The organism is Candidatus Dechloromonas phosphoritropha (genome assembly GCA_016722705.1).
GTDB classification, from domain to species: domain Bacteria; phylum Pseudomonadota; class Gammaproteobacteria; order Burkholderiales; family Rhodocyclaceae; genus Azonexus; species Azonexus phosphoritrophus.
The window spans coordinates 2610655-2630071 of the sequence record JADKGN010000004.1; the positions used below are offsets into that span (position 1 = coordinate 2610655).

18 protein-coding genes are annotated in these 19417 nt (G+C 59.8%); 6 read left to right on the forward strand and 12 right to left on the reverse strand.

Annotated features, from left to right (window positions below; translation table 11 throughout):
• Window position 1 precedes the first annotated feature (1 nt).
• A complete protein-coding gene (locus IPP03_18415) occupies window positions 2-1261 on the forward strand; it encodes a 6-phosphofructokinase (protein MBL0354523.1) in 1260 nt (419 codons plus the stop codon).
• A gap of 35 nt (window positions 1262-1296) precedes the next feature.
• The gene (locus IPP03_18420; protein ID MBL0354524.1) at window positions 1297-3357 is read left to right on the forward strand and encodes a sodium-translocating pyrophosphatase; all 2061 of its coding nucleotides are present in this window, start codon (window positions 1297-1299) and stop codon (window positions 3355-3357) included.
• A gap of 660 nt (window positions 3358-4017) precedes the next feature.
• On the opposite strand, the gene IPP03_18425 is transcribed toward IPP03_18420, so the two are convergent.
• Window positions 4018-4713 (reverse strand): Crp/Fnr family transcriptional regulator, encoded by a 696-nt coding sequence (locus IPP03_18425; GenBank protein ID MBL0354525.1) that lies wholly within the window; start codon window positions 4711-4713, stop codon window positions 4018-4020.
• A gap of 163 nt (window positions 4714-4876) precedes the next feature.
• Here IPP03_18425 and IPP03_18430 point away from each other — a divergent pair, with 163 nt between their 5' ends.
• Together IPP03_18430 and IPP03_18435 are read left to right on the forward strand one after the other, a co-directional pair.
• Complete coding sequence (locus IPP03_18430; protein MBL0354526.1) at window positions 4877-6220, forward strand: cytochrome C oxidase subunit I; 1344 nt, start codon at window positions 4877-4879, stop codon at window positions 6218-6220.
• Window positions 6217-6798, forward strand: coding sequence for a TlpA family protein disulfide reductase (locus IPP03_18435; GenBank protein MBL0354527.1), 582 nt, complete (start codon window positions 6217-6219; stop codon window positions 6796-6798). Before IPP03_18430 ends, IPP03_18435 begins: the two co-directional genes overlap by 4 nt.
• A 75-nt stretch (window positions 6799-6873) precedes the next feature.
• Here IPP03_18435 and IPP03_18440 read toward each other — a convergent pair whose 3' ends face one another.
• The 8 genes from IPP03_18440 to IPP03_18475 all read right to left on the reverse strand — a co-directional run bounded on the left by IPP03_18440 (window position 6874) and on the right by IPP03_18475 (window position 15469).
• Window positions 6874-8790, reverse strand: a complete 1917-nt coding sequence (locus IPP03_18440; protein MBL0354528.1) for a 2Fe-2S iron-sulfur cluster binding domain-containing protein — start codon at window positions 8788-8790, stop codon at window positions 6874-6876.
• Window positions 8791-8854: 64 nt separating this feature from the next.
• Complete coding sequence (locus tag IPP03_18445) at window positions 8855-9352, reverse strand: hypothetical protein (GenBank protein ID MBL0354529.1); 498 nt, start codon at window positions 9350-9352, stop codon at window positions 8855-8857.
• Window positions 9345-10916 (reverse strand): hydrogenase iron-sulfur subunit, encoded by a 1572-nt coding sequence (locus tag IPP03_18450; protein MBL0354530.1) that lies wholly within the window; start codon window positions 10914-10916, stop codon window positions 9345-9347. The genes IPP03_18445 and IPP03_18450 overlap by 8 nt, the downstream gene beginning before the upstream one ends.
• Window positions 10917-11124: 208 nt before the next feature.
• Complete coding sequence (locus IPP03_18455) at window positions 11125-12009, reverse strand: SCO family protein (protein MBL0354531.1); 885 nt, start codon at window positions 12007-12009, stop codon at window positions 11125-11127.
• An 11-nt stretch (window positions 12010-12020) separates the two neighbouring features.
• Window positions 12021-12911 carry a protoheme IX farnesyltransferase gene (gene cyoE, locus IPP03_18460; protein MBL0354532.1) on the reverse strand — a complete coding sequence of 297 codons (891 nt, stop codon included), beginning with the start codon at window positions 12909-12911 and terminating at the stop codon, window positions 12021-12023.
• A gap of 124 nt (window positions 12912-13035) precedes the next feature.
• Window positions 13036-14736: a cbb3-type cytochrome c oxidase subunit I gene (locus tag IPP03_18465; protein ID MBL0354533.1), complete on the reverse strand. Its 1701-nt coding sequence runs from the start codon at window positions 14734-14736 to the stop codon at window positions 13036-13038.
• A gap of 10 nt (window positions 14737-14746) precedes the next feature.
• On the reverse strand, window positions 14747-15295 hold the full coding sequence (locus IPP03_18470) for a cytochrome C oxidase subunit II (protein ID MBL0354534.1): 549 nt from the start codon (window positions 15293-15295) through the stop codon (window positions 14747-14749).
• Window positions 15296-15319: 24 nt separating this feature from the next.
• Window positions 15320-15469, reverse strand: a complete 150-nt coding sequence (locus tag IPP03_18475; GenBank protein ID MBL0354535.1) for a hypothetical protein — start codon at window positions 15467-15469, stop codon at window positions 15320-15322.
• Between the two features lie 235 nt (window positions 15470-15704).
• On the opposite strand from IPP03_18475, the gene IPP03_18480 reads away from it, so the two are divergent.
• Both IPP03_18480 and IPP03_18485 read left to right on the forward strand, forming a co-directional pair.
• Complete coding sequence (locus tag IPP03_18480) at window positions 15705-16784, forward strand: COX15/CtaA family protein (GenBank protein ID MBL0354536.1); 1080 nt, start codon at window positions 15705-15707, stop codon at window positions 16782-16784.
• Between the two features lie 56 nt (window positions 16785-16840).
• Window positions 16841-17707: a COX15/CtaA family protein gene (locus IPP03_18485; protein MBL0354537.1), complete on the forward strand. Its 867-nt coding sequence runs from the start codon at window positions 16841-16843 to the stop codon at window positions 17705-17707.
• A gap of 85 nt (window positions 17708-17792) precedes the next feature.
• Here IPP03_18485 and IPP03_18490 read toward each other — a convergent pair whose 3' ends face one another.
• The 3 genes from IPP03_18490 to IPP03_18500 form a co-directional block, all read right to left on the reverse strand.
• Window positions 17793-18263: a copper chaperone PCu(A)C gene (locus tag IPP03_18490; protein MBL0354538.1), complete on the reverse strand. Its 471-nt coding sequence runs from the start codon at window positions 18261-18263 to the stop codon at window positions 17793-17795.
• 106 nt (window positions 18264-18369) lie between these two features.
• Window positions 18370-18792 carry a DUF1318 domain-containing protein gene (locus IPP03_18495; GenBank protein ID MBL0354539.1) on the reverse strand — a complete coding sequence of 141 codons (423 nt, stop codon included), beginning with the start codon at window positions 18790-18792 and terminating at the stop codon, window positions 18370-18372.
• A gap of 16 nt (window positions 18793-18808) precedes the next feature.
• Window positions 18809-19390 carry an SCO family protein gene (locus IPP03_18500; GenBank protein ID MBL0354540.1) on the reverse strand — a complete coding sequence of 194 codons (582 nt, stop codon included), beginning with the start codon at window positions 19388-19390 and terminating at the stop codon, window positions 18809-18811.
• Between the last annotated feature and the right edge of the window lie 27 nt (window positions 19391-19417).

The following is a 19417-nucleotide window of genomic DNA, read 5'->3' on the forward strand; positions in this document are numbered from 1 at the left end:
CATGGCGATCAGGAACGCCTTCTACGCGCAGTCCGGTGGCGTCACCGCCGTCATCAATGCGACGGCGTGCGGCCTGATCCAGGAAGCGCGTCGTCATCCCGAGCGCATCGGCAAGGTTCTTGCCGGCCGCGACGGGATCATCGGCGCGCTGACCGAGGACCTGATCGATACCAGTCTCGAATCCGATGCGGATATCGCGCGCCTGCGGTCGACGCCGGCCGGCGCTTTCGGTTCCTGCCGCTACAAGCTGAAAAGCCTGGAGGAACATCGCGCCCAGTACGAGCGCCTGATCGAGGTCTTCAAGGCCCACGACATCGGTTATTTCTTCTACAACGGTGGCAACGATTCGATGGACACCGCCTGGAAGATTTCGCAGATTTCCGAGAAGCTGGGTTACCCGGTGGTTTGCGTGGGTGTGCCGAAGACGGTCGATAATGATCTGCCGCTGACCGACTGCTGCCCCGGCTTCGGGTCGGTGGCCAAGTATGTGGCCACCTCGATGCGCGAAGCCGGGTATGACGTAGCGTCGATGGCGCGCACATCGACCAAGATTTTCGTCCTCGAAGTAATGGGTCGCCATGCTGGCTGGATTACCGCCGCCTGCGGCCTGGCTTCGGAAAATGCCGGTGAACCGCCGCACATCCTGCTGTTTCCGGAAGTGCCCTTCGATCCGGAGCGATACCTGGTCCGTGTTGAAGAGTGCGTCGCGCAATACGGTTATTGCACGGTGGCCGTTTCCGAAGGACTGGCCGACGCCTCGGGCAAGTTGATCGCAGACTCGGGAACCAAGGATGCTTTCGGCCATTCGCAACTGGGCGGTGTCGGTCAGGTGGTCGCCCAACTGGTCAAGGACCGCCTCGGCCATAAGTATCACTGGGCACTGGCCGACTACCTGCAGCGTTCGGCCCGCCATCTGGCGTCGCGCACCGATGTCGAGCAGGCGTATGCGCTGGGGGTTGCTGCGGTCAACCTGGCTTTGCAGGGCAAAAACGCCGTGATGCCGACGATCAGACGTCTCGCGGATGTGCCGTATCGCTGGGAAATCGGCGATGCTCCGCTCAAGGACATCGCCAACGTGGAACGCAAGATGCCGGCTGAGTTCATCAGCAGCGACGGCTTCCACATCACCGATTCCTGCAGGACCTATTTGCAGCCGCTGATCGAGGGCGAGGATCCGCCACCTTTCCGCAACGGGTTGCCCGATTATGTTCGACTGAAGAATGTTACCGTGGCCAAAATGCTGGGGCCGTTCAACATCTGATTTTTTGTTGTCCGTTAGTCAAAGGAGGGGGTTTAATGTCTCAAGCTCTAATATTGGCGCTTGCCTGCGCCGTAATCGCGGTACTGTACGGCTGGATTTCCAGCCGGCAGATTCTTGCGTTGTCGCCAGGCAACGCGCGCATGCAGGAGATTGCCAAGGCAATTCAGGAGGGGGCTTCGGCCTACCTCAACCGGCAATACAAGACCATCGCCATCGTCGGGGTGATTCTTTTTCTGGTCATCGGCTTCGTGCCGAAGCTGGGCTGGCTGACCGCCATCGGCTTCCTGATCGGCGCGGTCCTCTCCGGTGCAGCCGGCTTTATCGGGATGAACGTCTCGGTGCGTGCCAATGTACGCACTGCCGAGGCTGCCCGTGGCGGCATTGCCGCAGCACTGGACGTGGCCTTCAAGGGCGGCGCCATCACCGGCATGCTGGTCGTCGGTCTCGGCCTGCTCGGTGTTGCCGGTTACTACGCCTATCTTAGATCCGTAGGTGGAACCGGAACCGCCGATCTGCATCATGTGATCGAACCGCTGATCGGCCTCGCGTTCGGCTCCTCGCTGATCTCGATCTTCGCCCGACTCGGCGGCGGCATCTTCACCAAGGGTGCTGACGTCGGCGCCGACCTGGTGGGCAAGGTCGAGGCCGGCATCCCGGAAGACGATCCGCGCAACCCGGCGGTTATCGCCGACAACGTTGGCGACAACGTCGGCGACTGTGCCGGCATGGCTGCTGACCTGTTCGAGACCTACGCGGTCACCGTGGTCGCGACGATGGTTCTGGCGGCACTGACGATCCAGTCCTTCCCGGGCCTCGGCGAGAATCTGGTTCTCTATCCGCTGGCGCTTGGCGGCGTGTCGATCATCGCCTCGATCATTGGCTGCTATTTCGTCAAGGCAACCGATGGTGGCAAGATCATGTCGGCGCTTTATCGCGGCCTGATCGTCGCTGCGGTGCTGGCACTCGCGGCCTATTATCCGGTCACCTCGTGGCTGATCGGCGCCGGCGATCCGGCTGCCAAGATCACGACGATGTCGATGTTCGGCTGTTCCGTCGTCGGTCTGGTGCTGACCGCCGCGCTGGTGTGGATCACCGAGTACTACACAGGTACCGAATATGGGCCGGTCAAGCATGTCGCCGCCGCTTGCCAGACAGGTCACGCGACGAACATCATCGCCGGCATCGGCATTTCGATGAAGGCAACCGCCTTGCCGGTAATTTCGGTGTGCGCCGCGATCTATGCGGCGTTCGCCATGGGCGGCCTGTTCGGGATCGCCATCGCCGCCACCTCGATGCTTTCGATGGCCGGTATCGTCGTCGCCCTTGACGCCTACGGTCCGATCACCGACAACGCTGGGGGTATCGCGGAAATGGCGGGTCTACCGAAAGCTGTGCGTGATGTGACCGATCCGCTGGATGCCGTCGGCAACACCACCAAGGCGGTCACCAAGGGCTACGCCATCGGCTCCGCCGGTCTCGCCGCACTGGTGCTCTTTGCCGACTACACCCATGGTCTGGAAGCTGCCGGTCTCAAGGACATCACTTTCGACCTGTCGAACCACATGGTTATCATCGGCCTCTTCCTCGGCGGTCTGATCCCCTTCCTGTTCGCCGCCATGGCGATGGAGGCAGTGGGCCGTTCCGCCGGCGCGGTGGTCGTCGAAGTGCGTCGCCAGTTCAAGGAAATCAAGGGCATCATGGATGGCACGGGCAAACCTGACTATTCGCGTGCGGTCGACATGCTGACCGTGGCAGCGATCAAGGAAATGATGCTTCCGTCGATCCTGCCGATTGCCGCACCCATCGTCGTCGGCTTGGTGCTTGGTCCGCAGGCACTCGGCGGCCTGCTCGTCGGCACCATCGTCACCGGCCTGTTCGTCGCCATTTCGATGACGACGGGTGGCGGCGCCTGGGACAATGCCAAGAAGTACATCGAGGACGGCCATTTCGGTGGCAAGGGTTCCGATGCCCACAAGGCAGCCGTGACCGGCGATACCGTTGGCGACCCGTACAAGGACACGGCAGGCCCTGCGATCAATCCGCTGATCAAGATCATCAACCTGGTCGCGCTGCTGATCGTGCCGTTGATCGCCTGATCCCGCACAGATCAGGAAAAGGCGGCTGCGGCCGCCTTTTTTGTTGCCGGTCGTATTGCTGATTGCCGGTGACGAAGCCTGCGTCCTGTTCGGCTGGAATGAAACGGGAGATACCGCCCGCCTGCTCTTGCGGGAACCTGTCCGCTGTCTTCAGTGCCAGTGCACATATGGATATCAGTCCGGTGGCGGCGACAACCGGGGATGACAGATTGCTCTATGACGGCGGTGCGCTCAATGGCCTGACGGGGATCGATACTATCGAGTTCCGCCTTGGCGAAAATCTCGACTTCTCGACGTCACCGGTCAAAGCCACCAGCATCGAGCGATTCAATCTAATGCCATCTGGCTATAATCACAGTCTCGGCCATCTGTCGGCACAGGACGCTCTTGACGTGACTGAGGTGGCACGTCGCGCATCATCCTCGGGGACAGCGCTCACTCAAGTCAGTCTGAAGAGCACCGTGGGTGGCATATGGTCGGCTAGCGGTAGCCAAACGGTGGATGGCCCTGGCTATGACGTCTATGTGAATAGTCAGGATGCCGCGTTTCAAGGTTCTGATCGAGCAGCACATCAACAAGAGCATCGATCCTTGATGTACAACGGGGTGGCGATGAGCCACTCCAAAGGTGATGGGGGCGCTACTTGGAGAGCGCCTTTCTTCAGCCCTCGTGCTTACGCAGATTTGCCGCGTTGGGAATATGGATCTTGCGGCCCTCGACGATAATCAGGCCGAGTTCGGTCAGCTCGTGCAGGATGCGCGAGAAGTGTTCCTGGGTCAGGTTGAGGCGTGAGGCGATAACACCCTTATTGGTCGGCAGGGTGACGGCGACGTTGATGCCGTTTTGGTCCTCTTCTGCCAGTTCGCGCAGCAGGTAGCCGATGATGCGCTCCTTGCCGGAGTGCAGCGAGTAGGATTCGACGTCGTTCATCAGCTGATGCAGGCGCATGGCCATGCCGGCGAGCATCTTGCGGCACAGGTCGTGGTCGCGTTCGATTTCGTCGAAGACCGCCTGCTTCGAGACATGGAGCAGCAGCGAGTCGGTCAGCGCCTGGGCGAAGACGATGTAGGGCTTTTCCATGAACATGACCGCTTCGCCGAAGCTCTGTCCCTGCTGCAGAATCTCGACGACCTTTTCACTGCCTTGCTGCGAGGTGAAGGCGAGCTTGACCTGGCCGTAGACCAGCAGATGGAAACCGTTGCAGGGATCCCCCTTGTGAAACAGGATGTCGCCTTTGCTGACATGAATCTCGCGGCTGGAGCGGGCGATGCGGGCGATTTCCTTGGTCGCCAGTCCTTCGAAAAGCGGAATGTGGGTGAGGAGCGACTCGACGTTGATGGGATGATTGGCATTCATATTTGATATTTGTTAAAAAATCGGTTGCCGGATGGTGTCATCGGGCCATTCTACGGACAATAATTCGTTAGAACTAGACCATAAGTAATTCACCCTACGGCATCGGCCAGGAGTGCGTCGTTTGCTACTGGTTTATAATCCTAAGGTTTTGCGTGAGGTAAATGTGGCCAGTTCTCAGTCCCCGGTCATTACAGTTTCTTCAGGAACGCCTGCGGCGCTGGCTCGCGCCTGGTTGTGGCTGGGTGTGCTGGCCCTGATCGGCTCGGGCTTGCTGGCCATACTGCTGGTTCTCTCTCGCACACCGGGAATCCAGGACATTTTCCCGCTGAAGGGGTTCTTTCGTGCGGCGCTGGTGGTCCATGTCGACCTTTCGGTGGCGGTTTGGTTCATGGCCTTTGCCGCGGTAATCTGGAGCGCCCTAGGTCGGGCCGGGCTGGCGTGGCTGGGCTGGAGCGGTTTCGGACTGGCAGTGCTGGGTACCCTGCTCATGACGGTTTCCCCGTTTTTCCCCGGCGCGCACCCAATCCTCAACAACTACATCCCGGTCCTGGAGCTGCCCGAGTTCTTTGCTTCGCTTTGGATTTGTGGTGCAGGTTTCAGCCTGGCAGTGTTGCGGGCCCTGCTCACGACCTGGCCGCACCGGGTGTTTGCCGAACCGCTGCAGCTTGGCGCGTTCTTAGGCGCGCTTGCCGCCTTTCTTGCGCTTGTCGCCTTCTTCTGGTCGTGGTGGATGGTCCCGCGGATCGAGGAAGAAATCTATTACGAGGTCGTCTTCTGGGGTGGCGGCCACATCTTGCAGTTCCAGTATGCCATTCTCATGGTGGTGGCCTGGCTGTGGATCGCCATGCACGTCGGCAAGCCTCTGGTCGTCTCTCCGCGCGCCCTGGCTGCGCTGTTTTTCGTCGCCTCCCTGCCGCTGCTCGCGGTGCCACTGATGTATCTGATGGTGCCGCCGGGTTCTCTCCCGCACATGGAGTTGTTCGCCCAGTTGATGAAGTGGGGACACCCCTACATGGGACCACTTATCCTTGCCGGCGCCGTGTCGCTGTGGACGGTGCGCGGAGTTTCCACCAATCCGGCAAAATCCGCCTTTGTGGCGTCCTTCGCCCTGTTCGCGCTGGGCGGCGTTCTCGGCTACATGATCCAGGGCGCCAACGTTGTCATTCCCGCCCACTATCACGGCTCGCAGGTTGGCGTCACGCTGGCGTTCATGGGGCTGACCTATGTGCTGCTGCCACTCCTGGGGTTTGCCAGGGTGGAGGGACGCATGGCCGTCTGGCAGCCCTATGTCTATGGTGCGGGCCAGTTGATTCACGTCCTCGGTCTCGCCTGGTCGGGCGGCTATAGCGTGCAGCGCAAGGTCGCCGGCGCCGAGCAGGCGCTGGTCACCCTGCCACAGAAACTGGGCATGGGCATGATGGGACTGGGTGGATTGATCGCCGTGATCGGTGGCTTGATGTTTGTCGTGATTTGCCTGAGAGCCATGTTGGCGAAGAAGGAGCGATGAAGGAACGGACCGTGTTGACCGTGGCGGTTGCGGCTGGATTGGTGTCGCTGCTGACCGTCGGTATGCTCGGGTATCGCCTGCTCAAGCATGCCAGCCCCGAGTCTGCCGGTCGTCCACCCGGGCTGGTCTCCTCGCAGACATTGACGCTGGAAGAGGCCAAGGTTGCGGTCGACGCGATATTTGCCCTCATTTTGCCCGATCTCGGTGGTCGTCCACAGCCGGTTGCCCAGTGGCGAGGCAAGGTACTGGTGGTCAATTTCTGGGCAAGCTGGTGCAAGCCGTGTGTCGATGAAATGCCGGCGCTTTCGCGCATGAACAGCCACTATGCCTCCTGGGGCGTGCAGTTTGTCGGGATCGGTGTGGACGATGCCGAGAAGTTGTCGGCCTTCGTCAGGACCACACCGGTTTCCTATCCCGTGCTGGTGGCGAGCCCCACTGACACGGCGCCGGGCCTGCGGGTAAAGGGGCTGCCCTACACGGTGGTCATCGGCCGTGATGGACGCATCGAAATGACCCGCCTGGGGCGCATCGACGAAGAATCGCTCGAGCCGGTCCTGCGCCGCTTGATCGGGCGGTAAGGGCGGAAAAAGCAGCGCCGACCCCGGGCAAGGCGGCCTTCTTGCCCGTTCAGGGTGGCGTGCATCCTTGCGGGATTACTTTCCGCGCGGCTGGAATGCCATCGAACGCGCCGATACCGTGAATGCATCGGAGAAGCAGGCGCCATCTTCCGCTCCGCGATTCTTGAGGAAGGGGAAGATCGTCTCGACCATTCGCACCGAGCCGCAGGCGTAGATCTCGTGCCCCTTGAGTTCCGGAAAGTCTTCGAGAATGGCTTCGTGCACCAGGCCAGTGCGACCGCTCCAGACATCTTCCGGCGCAGGATCGGAAAGCACGGGGATAAAGTGGAAGTTTTCGTGATCGCGCGCCCATTGCTGTGGCAGATCGGGCAGGTAGAGATCGCGCAACTGCCTGACGCCCCAGTAGAGATGGATTTCGCGTTTCAGGCCGCGCTTGAAGGCATCCTCGACCATGCTCTTGACCGGCGCAAAGCCGGTGGCGCCGGCGACGAAGACGATCGGTCGTTGCGATTCGCGCAACGAAAAGTCGCCGATCGGGCCTTCGAAGCGGACTTGGTCGCCTTCCTTCATCTTTTCAAAGACGTGGGTGGTGAACAGTCCGCCCTTCATCAGGCGAATCTGGAGTTCGACAAACTCCGCCTCATGCGGTGGGTTGGCAAACGAGAAGGCGCGCCGCTGGCCGTCGTCGAGGATGACGTTGATGTACTGGCCGGCCTTGAACGGGATCTGCTGTCCTTCAGGCAGTTTGAGGAGAACGCGCATGACGTCGTAAGTGAGTTTCTCCATCTTGACGACCCGAGCCCGGTATTCCTTGAATGCTTTCACCGCCGCACTGGCGTCGTATTCGATTTCCGCGTCATCGATGGCGGTGGCGCAACACAAGAGCACCTTGCCTTGTGCCAGTTCCTCAGCTGACAGCGCGCTGGGCTGGTAGAGGCCGGGATCGACCTTGCCGGCCAGTACCGTGCATTTGCACACGCCGCAGCCGCCGTTGCGGCACTCGTAGGGCAAGTTGATGTCCTGACGCAGTCCCGCGTCAAGCAATGTTTCGCCGAAGCGGGCGGTGACCGCCTTGTGGTCGGGATGGAAGGTAACGTTGGTCAGCTCCTTGGCGGCGCCGCGCCGTTTGGGGGGCAGCCACGGGATCAGGAACAGCAATGCGGTCAGCCCCAGTACCCAGAACCAGAGATGCAGCGGGTTGGTGACGTAGACGAGTGCCAGAACGGGCAGTTCGAACCAGTCGAAGTCGATGTTGGTGGGAACGACCGACATATCCGCCTCACCGCCCTGGCTGACAATGGGCTTGACCAGGGCAAGAATGACGAACATGAGCGTTACGGCGATCGAGATCGGGCGTGGCGGATTGATGTTGGCGCGCGGCACGCGCTGGACGTGAACCCACATGATGATAACGACGATCAGCGGCGCGCCGATGTGAACGAAGGCAAGCAGGGTGAACAGTCGGCTGTTGACGCTCTCGAGATAGAGGAAGTTGCGGATCAGCGTGCCATTCAACATCGGCAGCACGTCGAACCACTCGGCCGTGGCAATGACGACGAACTGCGCCAGTTTGTCCCACACCAGCATGAAGCCGTTGACGCCGGCGATGTATACCAGCCAGATCAGGGCGACACCGGTAAGCCAAGAGAAGGAGCGGAAGCCACGATAGCGATCGTAGGCAAAGTGCCGCAGCAGGTGCAGGAGCATCGTCAGGATCATGCCGTCGGTGGCGTAGCGGTGGATGCTGCGCATGATGCCGCCGAGCCACCACTGGTTGTGGGTGATGCGTTCGACCGACTGGTATGCGTCGTGGATGCCCGTCTCGGCGAAGATGTAGAGATAGAGTCCGGTCCCCACCAGCAGCCAGAACTGCCAGAAAGTGATGGTGCCCAGGTGGTAGAAGGGGTTCAGCTTGTCGCCGAAGACCACATTGAAAATGTTCTCGATGCGCATGAAAAACCAGCGCAGGATCTGTTGGAGAAGTTTGACCATTGTTTGTGTCCGCTCAGGAGAGTAGGGAGAGGCGAATCGTGTTAGGTACTGTCCGAATGGCGCTCTACTTAAAGAAGAGGCCGCCCTTGTCCGGGTTGAAGTCGATCACCATGACCTGCCCCGGCTTGAGCATGACCTGCTCTTCCTTGATGAAATTGAAGCCTGGCTTCACCAGGTTGTCGTTCATTCTGACCGCCACCTGATGTGTGCCGGCCTTCATCTCGAAGCGCTTGTAAACCGTCGACACGCCATCCTTGTACACACCGGTCGGATGCATCACCGCCCGGAAGGCTGGCTGCCCATCGATATCGACTTCCAGATTGATGTCGGAACGTTCTCGCGGGCAGTCCATCGGCGCCCGCATGTTGGGGGGTAACTTCTGAAGTTCTTCCGGAGTCCGCTTGCGACATTCGCGACCGCCGAGGTGGCTGATCGACAGCTTGATCAGGGCCACGTCATCGGGAATCTGCCGGTATTTCGGCGAGGTCGCAAAATATCCGATGAAGGCCGCAAATGCGCCGTAAAGGATCACCTGACCGACAATAGCGGAGGGCTTAAGCATGATGGGAAATTCTCCGGAAGTAGGGTGACAATGGGTCGTCCGAAACTGCCTCGGTTTCGATTTGCGTCCTGAATTCCTGCAAGGCCGCGGCCAGCACCTTGCCGTCGTTGCGGGAGGCCGAAACCAGTTGCAATCTGGCGAGGGGGACTTTGCTACGCAGGCGGGGTTCGCGTTGGCCGGTCATGCGCTCCGCGGTCCACCGATCGCCGAGGCGAAAATCGCAACCGCCGCTGCGGCAACCGGTCAGCATGACCCCGTCGGCACCGCCACGCAGGGCGTATTCAACGAAAGACGGGGGCAGAATGCCCGTGCACATCAGACCGATTACAGCGGTATCGGGGGCGGCCAGCGCCCTGGCGTCGGCGCCACGCTCACAGCCGAAGATGACTATCCTGGAGCGTCCTTCGAGTCTAGCCAGCGCCCCCTCGAGTTGCTGGCGGAGGCTGTTTACCGTTTGCTGCGGCATGTCGATGCCGGTCATTAGTTGCTCCTGGCGGCGGAAAGGAGTCGACGAGGGGCATGCACCGGCACAGATGCCGCAGCTTGCGCAGAGATCGGGATCGACAACGGCGATCTTGGAACCCGGACGGTGCGGATGCGCTTCCATCGTGATCGCCGCGTACGGGCAGTCCACATGGCAGCGGTTACAACCGCTGCAGTTGGCGGCATCGACCACCGCGATTGGTTCGGCCTTGGGATGTGGAAGGAATGGCAGGATGGAGAGCAGGACGGTGACGGCGAAGAGAAGTGTCCAGACGATGGCTGGCGAACTGATATCAGTCAGCGGATGGATAAATAATATGAACCAGTCAAGGCGAAGTTCAGCGGGTGCAATCGCGAGATTGGCCTGAGCATCGCTCAGCGCCGGTTTGATCAGGGCGAGTAGAAGCAAAGCGCCCATGGTGCCCAGCATCAATTGCCGCGACGGTAGGTAATCCACCCGGCTGATACGATGAACGTGCGCCCAAAGGCCGAGGATCAGCAGCAGCGGTACCCCGATGTGGATGAAGACCAGCATGGAGAAGAAACGATCGTTGATCGAGTCAGGCGCGAGAAAATTGCGCGCTGCCGGCTCGCTGAAAATGGGCAGCCAGTCGAGCAGCTCAGTTGTCGCGGTGGCCGAGAACTGGGCCACCTGGTCCCAGACGATCCAGTAACCGCCAATGCCGGAGACGTAGACCAGCCAGATCAGTGGTACGCCCGTGATCCAGGAGTAGAAGCGGAATCCGTAGTAACGGCCATAGGCCCATTCACGGATGAGGTGCAGCACCATGACCAGAACAAAAGCGTCGGATGCATAGCGATGCAGGCTACGCAGAATGCCACCGAGATACCACAGTTCCGAGGATTGGTAGCCGATCGACTCGTAGACCCCGCTGATGCCGATGTCGAGTACCGTGTAGAGGTAGAGCCCGGTGCCCACGACAATCCACAGCAGGTACAGCCCCAAGGCGCCGAGATGGCGCAACGGGTTGTTGTCGCCTCCGAACGGCGCATCAAATGCCTCTTCAACCCGCTGAAACAGGATTTGTGTGTTGTTGCGAACGGAACTGTGCAAACTCACCTGGTTTGTCCAAAGAACTTCGGGACGTCAAAGCATTAACCGGAAATTATATATTGGGTAGCAAAATAGTGGCTTGACGCACATCAAGTCCGAAAAAAGCGATGAGATTTCGCTAAAGGGAGTCTGTTCGCTGATGCATCGGCGGGTAAATTGCTTGTGCGAATAGCCGGACCGTTCCGCCGGGCGGGCCCGGTTCGCCGATGCTGCGTCAGGATGACACTGTTACACGGCGCCGCCGGTTTCTCCAGAAATGCACGCAGAGATAGATCATGAATCCGGTGAAGGTCAGGAAGCCGGCAATCATGAAATATGCGGAGTAGTTGGTACGATACCTGCCAGTCACCGGGTCATAGACCGAACAGAGAATCCTTACGCGCTCCATGATCTCCGCCAAGGAATTGGCTTCTGGCGGAATGGCGGCGCCGGTGATCATCGCCTTGAGGGGCTCGGCCAGGTCCGAGGCATTAAATTTCTCTCCGTAGACCTGGCGAAAAATCTTCCCTTCAGCATCGACCATCGTGACCTGGTTCAGGTGGTCGAAACCTGCGGGGGTCGCGACGTAGCTGAAACCGAAGTTGTCCGTGAGGTCGTCGAGTATCGCTGGCGACGGGCTGAGGAATTCCCAGTTTGGCAGGCTGATACCGTACTGAACTGAAAAGTCCTTGAGCGCCTGGGGTGAGTCGAACGGCTGGTTGAAGCCAATGCTGATCACGTTGAACCGGTCGGCGCCGAGAACGCTGACCGTATTAAGCACGGCCTTCTGCAGGTTGCGGGTGGTGGTCGGGCAAACCTGGAAGCACGCCGTGTAGATGAAACTGACGAGCAGGGGCTTCCCGCGATAGCGTGAAAGTTCGACGGGCTTGCCCTGGCGGTCAAGCAGGACGAAATCGCCAACCTGTTTGCCAATTGCACTCTGCGAGCGTTCAAAGGCTGTCTTCTCGTCCAGCGTCGTCAGCGAAATTCCGCTATTGACGGCCTGCGGTCGCGCGGTGAGTTTTGGCTTCTCGTCCGCGGCATCAGCAGCGAGCAGCGTGTCCGCAGCCAGGAAAACAGCCGCGGTAAGCACGATGCGCAAGAACGCGGAAAACGCCATGATTCGCCGGATCAGAGGCGGGCGTCGATAATCGCCGCGAGCAGTAACACGGTCAATTGAATCAGCGAGGAAAAGAAACAGGCCATCGCGGTCTTGCGGGTCGGATCCTGGGCCAGACGCCAGGCCTTCTGGATGAACAGGAATCCGCCTGCTGCGGCGCCCACGGCGTAGATGGCGCCCAGCCCGAAAACCAACGGCAGAAAGGAAGCTGCGACCAGTGCCAGCGTGCTGTAGAAGATGGTCTGCGCCGCCCGCTTGTCGCCAACGACGACTGGTAACATCGGTACGCCGGCTGCCTTGTAGTCTTCGCGGAAGGCGATGGCCAGACTCCAGAAGTGCGGTGGCGTCCACAGGAAGAGGACGAAAGCGAGGGTCAGCGGAACGGCTCCCAGATGCGGATCGGCGGCCGCCGCGCCAGCCAGGACAGCCCAACTGCCGGCCAGTCCGCCAAAAACGATGTTGAGCCAGGTCCGGCGCTTCAGCCAGACGGTGTAGACGATGGCGTAGAAGAAGGCCCCAAGAAAGACGAACAAGGCTGACCAGGCGTTGAGCGCAATCCACGCGGAGCCGACCGACAATACCGTCAAAGCCGCGATGATTACGAGCCAGACGGGCCCGTGCTTGATCTCGCCGGTGACGAACGGCCGTTTCCTGGTACGCGCCATGAGCGGGTCCAGATCATGCTCGTAATATTGATTGAAGGCGCCGGCACTGGCCGATGAGATCAGAACGGAAAGCGTCAGAACGATCAACTGCATCCAGTTCAGACTGGCCCCGGGGCTGACAGCGAGGCCGGCAAGCGCCGTAAACGTGATGACGACGCCGATGCGCAGCTTGAATAGGCTCAGTATGGCGCGGATGGGCAAACCGGAAGTCCTGCCGGGCGGTAGCGTCGATTGCATAGTTTCTCGTGGCGTCGTACTCGATTGATTATACCTGAGTGAAACCTGCTTGAATCGGGCCTGAGTGGACAAGCCCGATTGAGGCGGGTTCCCGCGCCTTCCGGCGCGGGGAGTCTCGGTCGGATTAGCTGAGGAGCCAGACTTCGGACAGGTACTTCCAGTTCACGAAGTAGTAGAGGACAAAGCAGACGAACAGCAATAGCGCCAGTACCACCGTGCCAGGTACGCCAACGTGGTCGTCCTTGTCCGTATGCGCTGTGGCCGCAGCGGCTGCAGTATTCGACGGGATCGGGGTTGGCTTGTCTGAAACCTTGCCGCCATCAAGCTTCTTGCCGAAAAGCAGCGAACCGACGACCAGGAATATCCAGAGTCCACCACCAATCACCGCGATGACACCGAAGATACCGGTCAGACCCATCATCAGGTAGGCCGCTCCCGGCCATTCATACTGGAACGGAGCACCGGAGAAGGCCATGTCCCAGTGCCGGCGGGAAACGCCGAGCGTTCCGGCACCCATCATGACGAGGCCGAGAATAGACATGCTTATGCCGTACAGATAGGGCTGAATCTGGCACAGCTTGGGCAGAATCATTTCACGCCGGAACAGGGTGGGAACCAGGATGTAGGTAATTGACATGAATGCCAGAGTCGTACCGACGACGACTGTTGTATGGAAGTGACCGGGAACGTAGAAGGTGTTGTGCATCAGCATGTTGATCTGCTCGGTGCCCAACACGACACCGGAAATGCCGCCGAGAAAACCGAAACCGACCAGTGAAATGAACATGCCGGAGAAGGCGGGATTGCCCCAGGGGGCTTTGCGCAGCCACTCGAAAAGACCATTGGTGTAGCCCTTCTTGCGCTGTGCCGCCTCGATAGCGCCAGGCACGGTAAACCCGTGGATCATTGAGGCCATGACCGCGAAGTACATGAAGTAGGACGTGTTCAGCACCTTCCATTCCGCGCTCATTCCCGGGTCGGACAGCAGGTGGTGAGCGCTGGCCAGTTGCAGGAAGAGGATGTAGAGCAGGAACGCACCGCGCGAGACTTTTTCCGACAGCGGCTTGGCATCAAAGATGATGGCAGCCGTCAGGTACCAGATCGAGACGTGCGCGGCAACGTTGATCTGTTGCGAGGAGTGACCCAAGCCCCACCAGACCATGCGATAGAGCTGCGCGTCGATTTCCTTGATCCAGCCCATCGACCAGAAGAAGGTCGGGATCAGGATGCCGGCCCCGGAAAGGATCGTGAACGTGGCGATGATTGCCGCGGTAAGCGCGCCAAAAACGACCAGTGGCAGCGAACCGGTGTAGGTCTTGTCCCTTTTGGCGACAACCAGCGTGCCAAAGAACACGGCGGTCCCCAGCAGTGCGCCGACAGCGACCAGGATGATGCCGAGGTAGAAGTGCGGTGCGGCCTGCATCGGGACATACGAGGTAAACATCACGCTCGATCCGCCCTGGTAGATGGCGACGTTGGTCATGATGCCGCCTATGACCATCAGCCAGAATCCGAGCCAGGCGATCTTTGGCGTCGCCAGCCGGCATCGCAACAGGGTCGATGAGGCGAAGTAGAGAACCGCCACTTCAAAGAACAGGATCCACAGGATCAGCATGTCGATGCCGTGGGCGGTCAGGATGGTGTAGAACTCGTCAGCTGGCAGGAGTTTGATTGCCGGCCAGCGGGTCAGGATGACGAGTAGGGCGGTGATGCCGCCAACCAGCAGCCAGAGAACGCCGGCGACAGCGTTCCAGCGCATCAGCTTTTCAGCCTGGTCCTCGAATTGCAGTCCGGAAATCGGACAGGTACGGTAAGTAGTGGCCATCTATGTCCCCTTATTTGACGTAAATACGGCCGAGCATGGTGTGGTGGCCGATGCCGCAGTATTCGTTACAGACGATGGCGTAGGTGCCTGCTTTGGTCGGTGTCATTTTGACCACATGCTCGTAGCCCGGAAGAACCTGGATATTGATATTCACAGGCTGGAGCGAGAAGCCGTGGTTGTAGTCCATCGACGAAAGGTGGATCTTGTATTCCTTGCCCGCTTCCAGTTCGAGGATCGGGTACCAGGCCCACAGGCGCGCGATCAGGTAGCCATCGCCGCCGGCCGGAATCTTGGCCACGGGGATTTCTTCTCCTTGCAGGCCTATTTCCGTACGGATGGTGTTTTCGGCGATGAACTTCTCGGCCTTGGCGGCAAACATCTCGGGGGTGGTCCTGTAGACCTCGTTCGAGAGGTTCTGCTTACCGTAAATGTGCCAGTAGAGCATCATGCCGAACATGATCATGCCCCATACGAAAGCGATACCAATCCACGCCCATTCGACCCCGGCGATGGGCTGTTTCCACCAGAGCCGTTCTGACGGCGGCAGAATTGCACTCATTTTCTTCTCCCTATGATTGATGAGTTACTTGGCGAGCGGCACCGTCATGATGTCGATAATGCCCCACAGGATGTAGATTAGGCCTGGTGAAGCCACGCCGATGAACAGAAGCAGGAAGTGGTTGTCAAGCAGCTTCTGCATGAAGGGGATGTCGTCGTCGTTGGTGGTGGTCATGCTTTTTCTCCTCCATCGTTGGTGCGTGTTGCGCACGATTGATTACCTGAATACTGGAACCCGAAATGCCGGATCAAATGACCGGGAGGCTACCGCCGGAAGGCTACCGATGAAAGGTGCTCGAATATATGATTTGTGTCAATATCTGCGACAAACTGTCACATGCTGTGACGGCTGATGATGGGTCTGCGACTTCTCACATATAATCCGTGCCGAAATGTTACCGGAACCCATGATGATCCACTCGGCACCCCCCCATACCGGTTCTGCTGATTTATCCGTCCGCCGACAGATCGCGATCTGGCTTTTTGCCTGCTGTGCCATGGTATTCGCGATTCTTGTGGTGGGTGGCGTCACACGCCTCACTCATTCCGGCCTCTCGATCGTCGAATGGAAGCCGATTGTCGGCGTCATCCCGCCGCTCAACCAGGCCGAATGGGATGAAACCTTCGACAAGTACAAGAAGACGCCCGAATACCAGAAGGTGAATCACCAGATTTCGATGGACGAATTCAAGTTCATCTTCTATTGGGAGTACTGGCATCGGGTGCTCGGGCGACTGGTCGGAATCGTTTTCCTGGTGCCGTTCACCTATTTTCTGTTGTGGCGAAAGCTCGCCACACCGCTGATTCCAAAGCTTCTCGGCATTTTCCTGCTCGGCGGTATGCAGGGCGCGATGGGCTGGTATATGGTCAAGAGTGGCTTGGTCGATGATCCCCGCGTCAGCCAGTACCGCCTGACTGCGCATCTGTCGCTGGCTTTCCTGATCTTCATCGCGATGATGTGGGTCGCGCTGGGATTGTGGGCCGAGCGCGCACGGATGACCGCCGATGCCACGTTGCGGGGATTGCAGCGGATCGGATTCTGGCTCGTCGTCCTGGTGTTCTATATGGTCATCACCGGCGGCTTTGTTGCCGGGATACGCGCCGGCAAGGCCTACAACACCTTCCCCTTGATGAATGGCCAAGTGCTCCCGCCGGAGAGTTTCATTCTCGACCCGTGGTATCTCAATTTTTTCAACAATATGGCGCTGGTCCAGTTCGATCACCGGGCCGGCGCGTGGCTGCTGGCCTTTATCGTTCCATGGTTCTGGGTCAGGACCAGGTCGCCTGTCGTATCCACCCGGGCCAAGTCCGTGGCCAGTCTGCTGCTTGTTGCCGTGGCAGCACAGGTAGCATTGGGCATCTGGACGCTCCTTTCCGCCGTTCCCGTCGCCCTCGGCGCGGCGCACCAGGGAGGTGCAATGATGGTATTCGGTGTTCTTCTGTGGCTGAACCACGAACTGCGAGTCGCCCGCGATCCGGGCATGGGCTGATGGAGACGGACGCTGCCCGCTTGCGAAGAATCGGAGAGCTTGCAGTTACGCTAACGGTGCTCGCAGTCGTCGTGGTTCTGGTAAGCGCGATGATGCGTCTGGATGCCGCCGGTCTCGGCTGCGCCGACTGGCCGGCCTGCTACGGACAGTTGCTCGGCCGCGAACCACAGGCGCCGGAGTTCGGCATTGTCCGGATCCTGCACCGGCTGGTCGCCTCGACCTCGCTGGTGCTCGCCTGCGTCCTCGTCTGGCTTTGCCTGCGCCCGCAGCCGCTGCGGCCGGCTGCCTCCTTCGCCTCGCTGCTGCTCCTGCTGATGCTGGCGCTGGCAATCCTCGGTATCTGGAGTCACGACCCACGGCGCGTGTTTGTCGGATTCCTCAATATCATGGGTGGCCTTGGCCTCGTAACCTTTTCCTGGCGCGTAGTGCTGGCTTGCGGGAGGCCCGGTTCTGCGGTCGAAACCCCGCACCCAGGCGTGCTGTTGCGTCTGGGTCTCGGTGCGCTGTCGCTGACGGTGATGCTGGGTGCCTGGATCGGGGCCAGTTACGCGGCGCTTGCCTGCACCTCAATCCCCGACTGTGACGGGGTCTGGTGGCCTGCCGCTGCCGGGCTGTCAGCCCTCAATCCCTTCCTTAGACAGGTCGCGGTGCCTCTCTCCGGTGATGCGGGCGGCGTCATGTTGCACCTCCTGCACCGCTACTTCGCTCTGGCGACCTTCTTCCTTCTCGGCGCGGCAGTCTTGCAGATGCTGCGCATGGGGGTGCGACGCAAGGCTGCCGGGGCGATCCTGGCATTGCTGGTCGTTGAGTTGGTCGTGGGCGGGTTGACGGTGCTCACCGGCCTCAATCTCTGGCTGGTACTTGCTCACGGCCTTTGTGCCGCTGCCTTGCTGGCCTCGGTTGCGACGCTGTTGCGGCGCTAGCCGCGTGTCTTTCTGGACCGAGCATAGAGGCAACGGAAGTTCGTGGCCGACACGGTCGAGCCTGAAAGTTTGACGATGGCGATTCTCAGTGCTGGTGCGGATTAGCGACGGGCGCCTTGCCGGTAAGGTCGCGGACCTCGGCGGCGACCTCAATCATCTCCACTTTCCTGTCCTTGCCTTCGAATTGCAATGTCAGCGGGACCGAGTCGCCAGTCTTGATCGTCTGTTTGAGATTCATCAGCATGACGTGATAGCCTCCCGGTCCGAGGATGACTGGTTTGCCGGCGGGCAGGTCGAGGCGGGGGACGGCGCGCATTTTCATCACGCCGCCATCCATCTTCATTTCGTGGATCTCCGTCACGCCCGCCACCGGGCTTGCCGCGCCGACCAGCGTCGCGCCCGACTTGCTGGTAACTTCCATGAACGCGCCGGTCGCCATCTGGCCAGCAACAGTGCCGCGAACCCACGGTGCCTTGATTTCGATATCCCCGGCGAAGGCCGTCGTTGTCGAAAGGGCGAGAAGGGCGGATGTCAGTATGACGTGCAGGGCTTTCATTGGGATCTCCTTTACGGCGTGGGCACGAATTATAAATGGTGGCGTGCCGAAGTCGCCGCGACACGATGTCGCAGCGATCCGGTAACTTGGCGGTAGCGCGACAAGGCTACGGCTTCTTGTACCAGTTGCCCTGTGCATCCTCTATCCACCAGCCCGAGTGGAACTGATCCTTCCAGCGTTTTATTTGCGCCGCGCGCACTGCCGGCTGCGCTTCCTTGCCGCCATGTGCTTCGGCAATGGCATAGATCAGTGAGTTGCGCTCGGGATTTTCCTGGTCGATGAGCTTTCCGGCGATCTGACTCTGCGTCAGGGTAAGTCGGCTGCCATCGTGTACCTTGATCATCCCGTCGTCGCCGAGGCCGATGACGCCAGCTTCATAAAAGCGAATGAGCCGTGATGAGCGCTGAGCCAGCGAATGTTTGGCGACCATGACCGGCGGCGTGCCGATATCCAGGTTGATTTCGCTGGTGACTGGCGCGGCAGCGACGGATTTGGCAAGGAAGACGAGCAGGATGAGTATGTATTTCATGTAGATTCCAGAAAGATTACTTGCCGGCCAGCAGAAGCTTGAGGTCGGCGGCGACATTGGCGGGTGTCTCGCCGTGGCGCAGCAGGAGCCGCAGCCGCCCCTGCGGATCAAAGACATAGCTTCCGGTCGAGTGATCGATGCTGTAGTTGTCGGGCGTGGTGCCGGGCTGTCTGGTGTAGAAGACCTTGAAATCCTTGGCCAGCATGGCGATGGTTGCTTCGTCGCCGCGCAGCCCAATGAAAGTTGGGTCAAACATCGGTACATAGGCGGCCAGCAACTCGGGCGTGTCACGAGCCGGATCCAGTGTGACAAATAGTACCTGAACACGGGCTGCGTCATCGCCCAGCAACTTCAATGCATCGCGCATCGTTGCCAGCGTGGTCGGGCAGACGTCTGGGCATTGGGTGTAGCCGAAGAACAGCACGACCACTTTGCCCTTGAAGTTCGCCAGGTGGCGTGGCTGTCCGTGATGGTCGGTGAGGTTGAAATCCTTGCCCCATTCGGTACCGGAGATGTTGGTCGCGTGGAAATTCGGCGGCTCGGAGCACCCGGCGACAAGGAGAGCAATGCACAGGATGGTTGCGATGAATCTTGCCATTGGATTCGGTGGCCAGTATGAGGGGTT

Excerpts from the sequence above, each read along its gene's own strand:
- IPP03_18445 (MBL0354529.1), bottom strand. The coding sequence starts at position 9,352 with ATGCTTAAGCCCTCCGCTATTGTCGGTCAGGTGATCCTTTACGGCGCA.
- IPP03_18420 (MBL0354524.1), top strand. The coding sequence starts at position 1,297 with ATGTCTCAAGCTCTAATATTGGCGCTTGCCTGCGCCGTAATCGCGGTA.
- IPP03_18500 (MBL0354540.1), bottom strand. The coding sequence starts at position 19,390 with ATGGCAAGATTCATCGCAACCATCCTGTGCATTGCTCTCCTTGTCGCC.
- IPP03_18425 (MBL0354525.1), bottom strand. The coding sequence starts at position 4,713 with ATGAATGCCAATCATCCCATCAACGTCGAGTCGCTCCTCACCCACATT.
- IPP03_18495 (MBL0354539.1), bottom strand. The coding sequence starts at position 18,792 with ATGAAATACATACTCATCCTGCTCGTCTTCCTTGCCAAATCCGTCGCT.
- IPP03_18435 (MBL0354527.1), top strand. The coding sequence starts at position 6,217 with ATGAAGGAACGGACCGTGTTGACCGTGGCGGTTGCGGCTGGATTGGTG.
- IPP03_18480 (MBL0354536.1), top strand. The coding sequence starts at position 15,705 with ATGATCCACTCGGCACCCCCCCATACCGGTTCTGCTGATTTATCCGTC.
- IPP03_18455 (MBL0354531.1), bottom strand. The coding sequence starts at position 12,009 with ATGGCGTTTTCCGCGTTCTTGCGCATCGTGCTTACCGCGGCTGTTTTC.
- IPP03_18470 (MBL0354534.1), bottom strand. The coding sequence starts at position 15,295 with ATGAGTGCAATTCTGCCGCCGTCAGAACGGCTCTGGTGGAAACAGCCC.
- IPP03_18475 (MBL0354535.1), bottom strand. The coding sequence starts at position 15,469 with ATGACCACCACCAACGACGACGACATCCCCTTCATGCAGAAGCTGCTT.
- cyoE (MBL0354532.1), bottom strand. The coding sequence starts at position 12,911 with ATGCAATCGACGCTACCGCCCGGCAGGACTTCCGGTTTGCCCATCCGC.
- IPP03_18490 (MBL0354538.1), bottom strand. The coding sequence starts at position 18,263 with ATGAAAGCCCTGCACGTCATACTGACATCCGCCCTTCTCGCCCTTTCG.
- IPP03_18415 (MBL0354523.1), top strand. The coding sequence starts at position 2 with ATGGCGATCAGGAACGCCTTCTACGCGCAGTCCGGTGGCGTCACCGCC.
- IPP03_18440 (MBL0354528.1), bottom strand. The coding sequence starts at position 8,790 with ATGGTCAAACTTCTCCAACAGATCCTGCGCTGGTTTTTCATGCGCATC.
- IPP03_18465 (MBL0354533.1), bottom strand. The coding sequence starts at position 14,736 with ATGGCCACTACTTACCGTACCTGTCCGATTTCCGGACTGCAATTCGAG.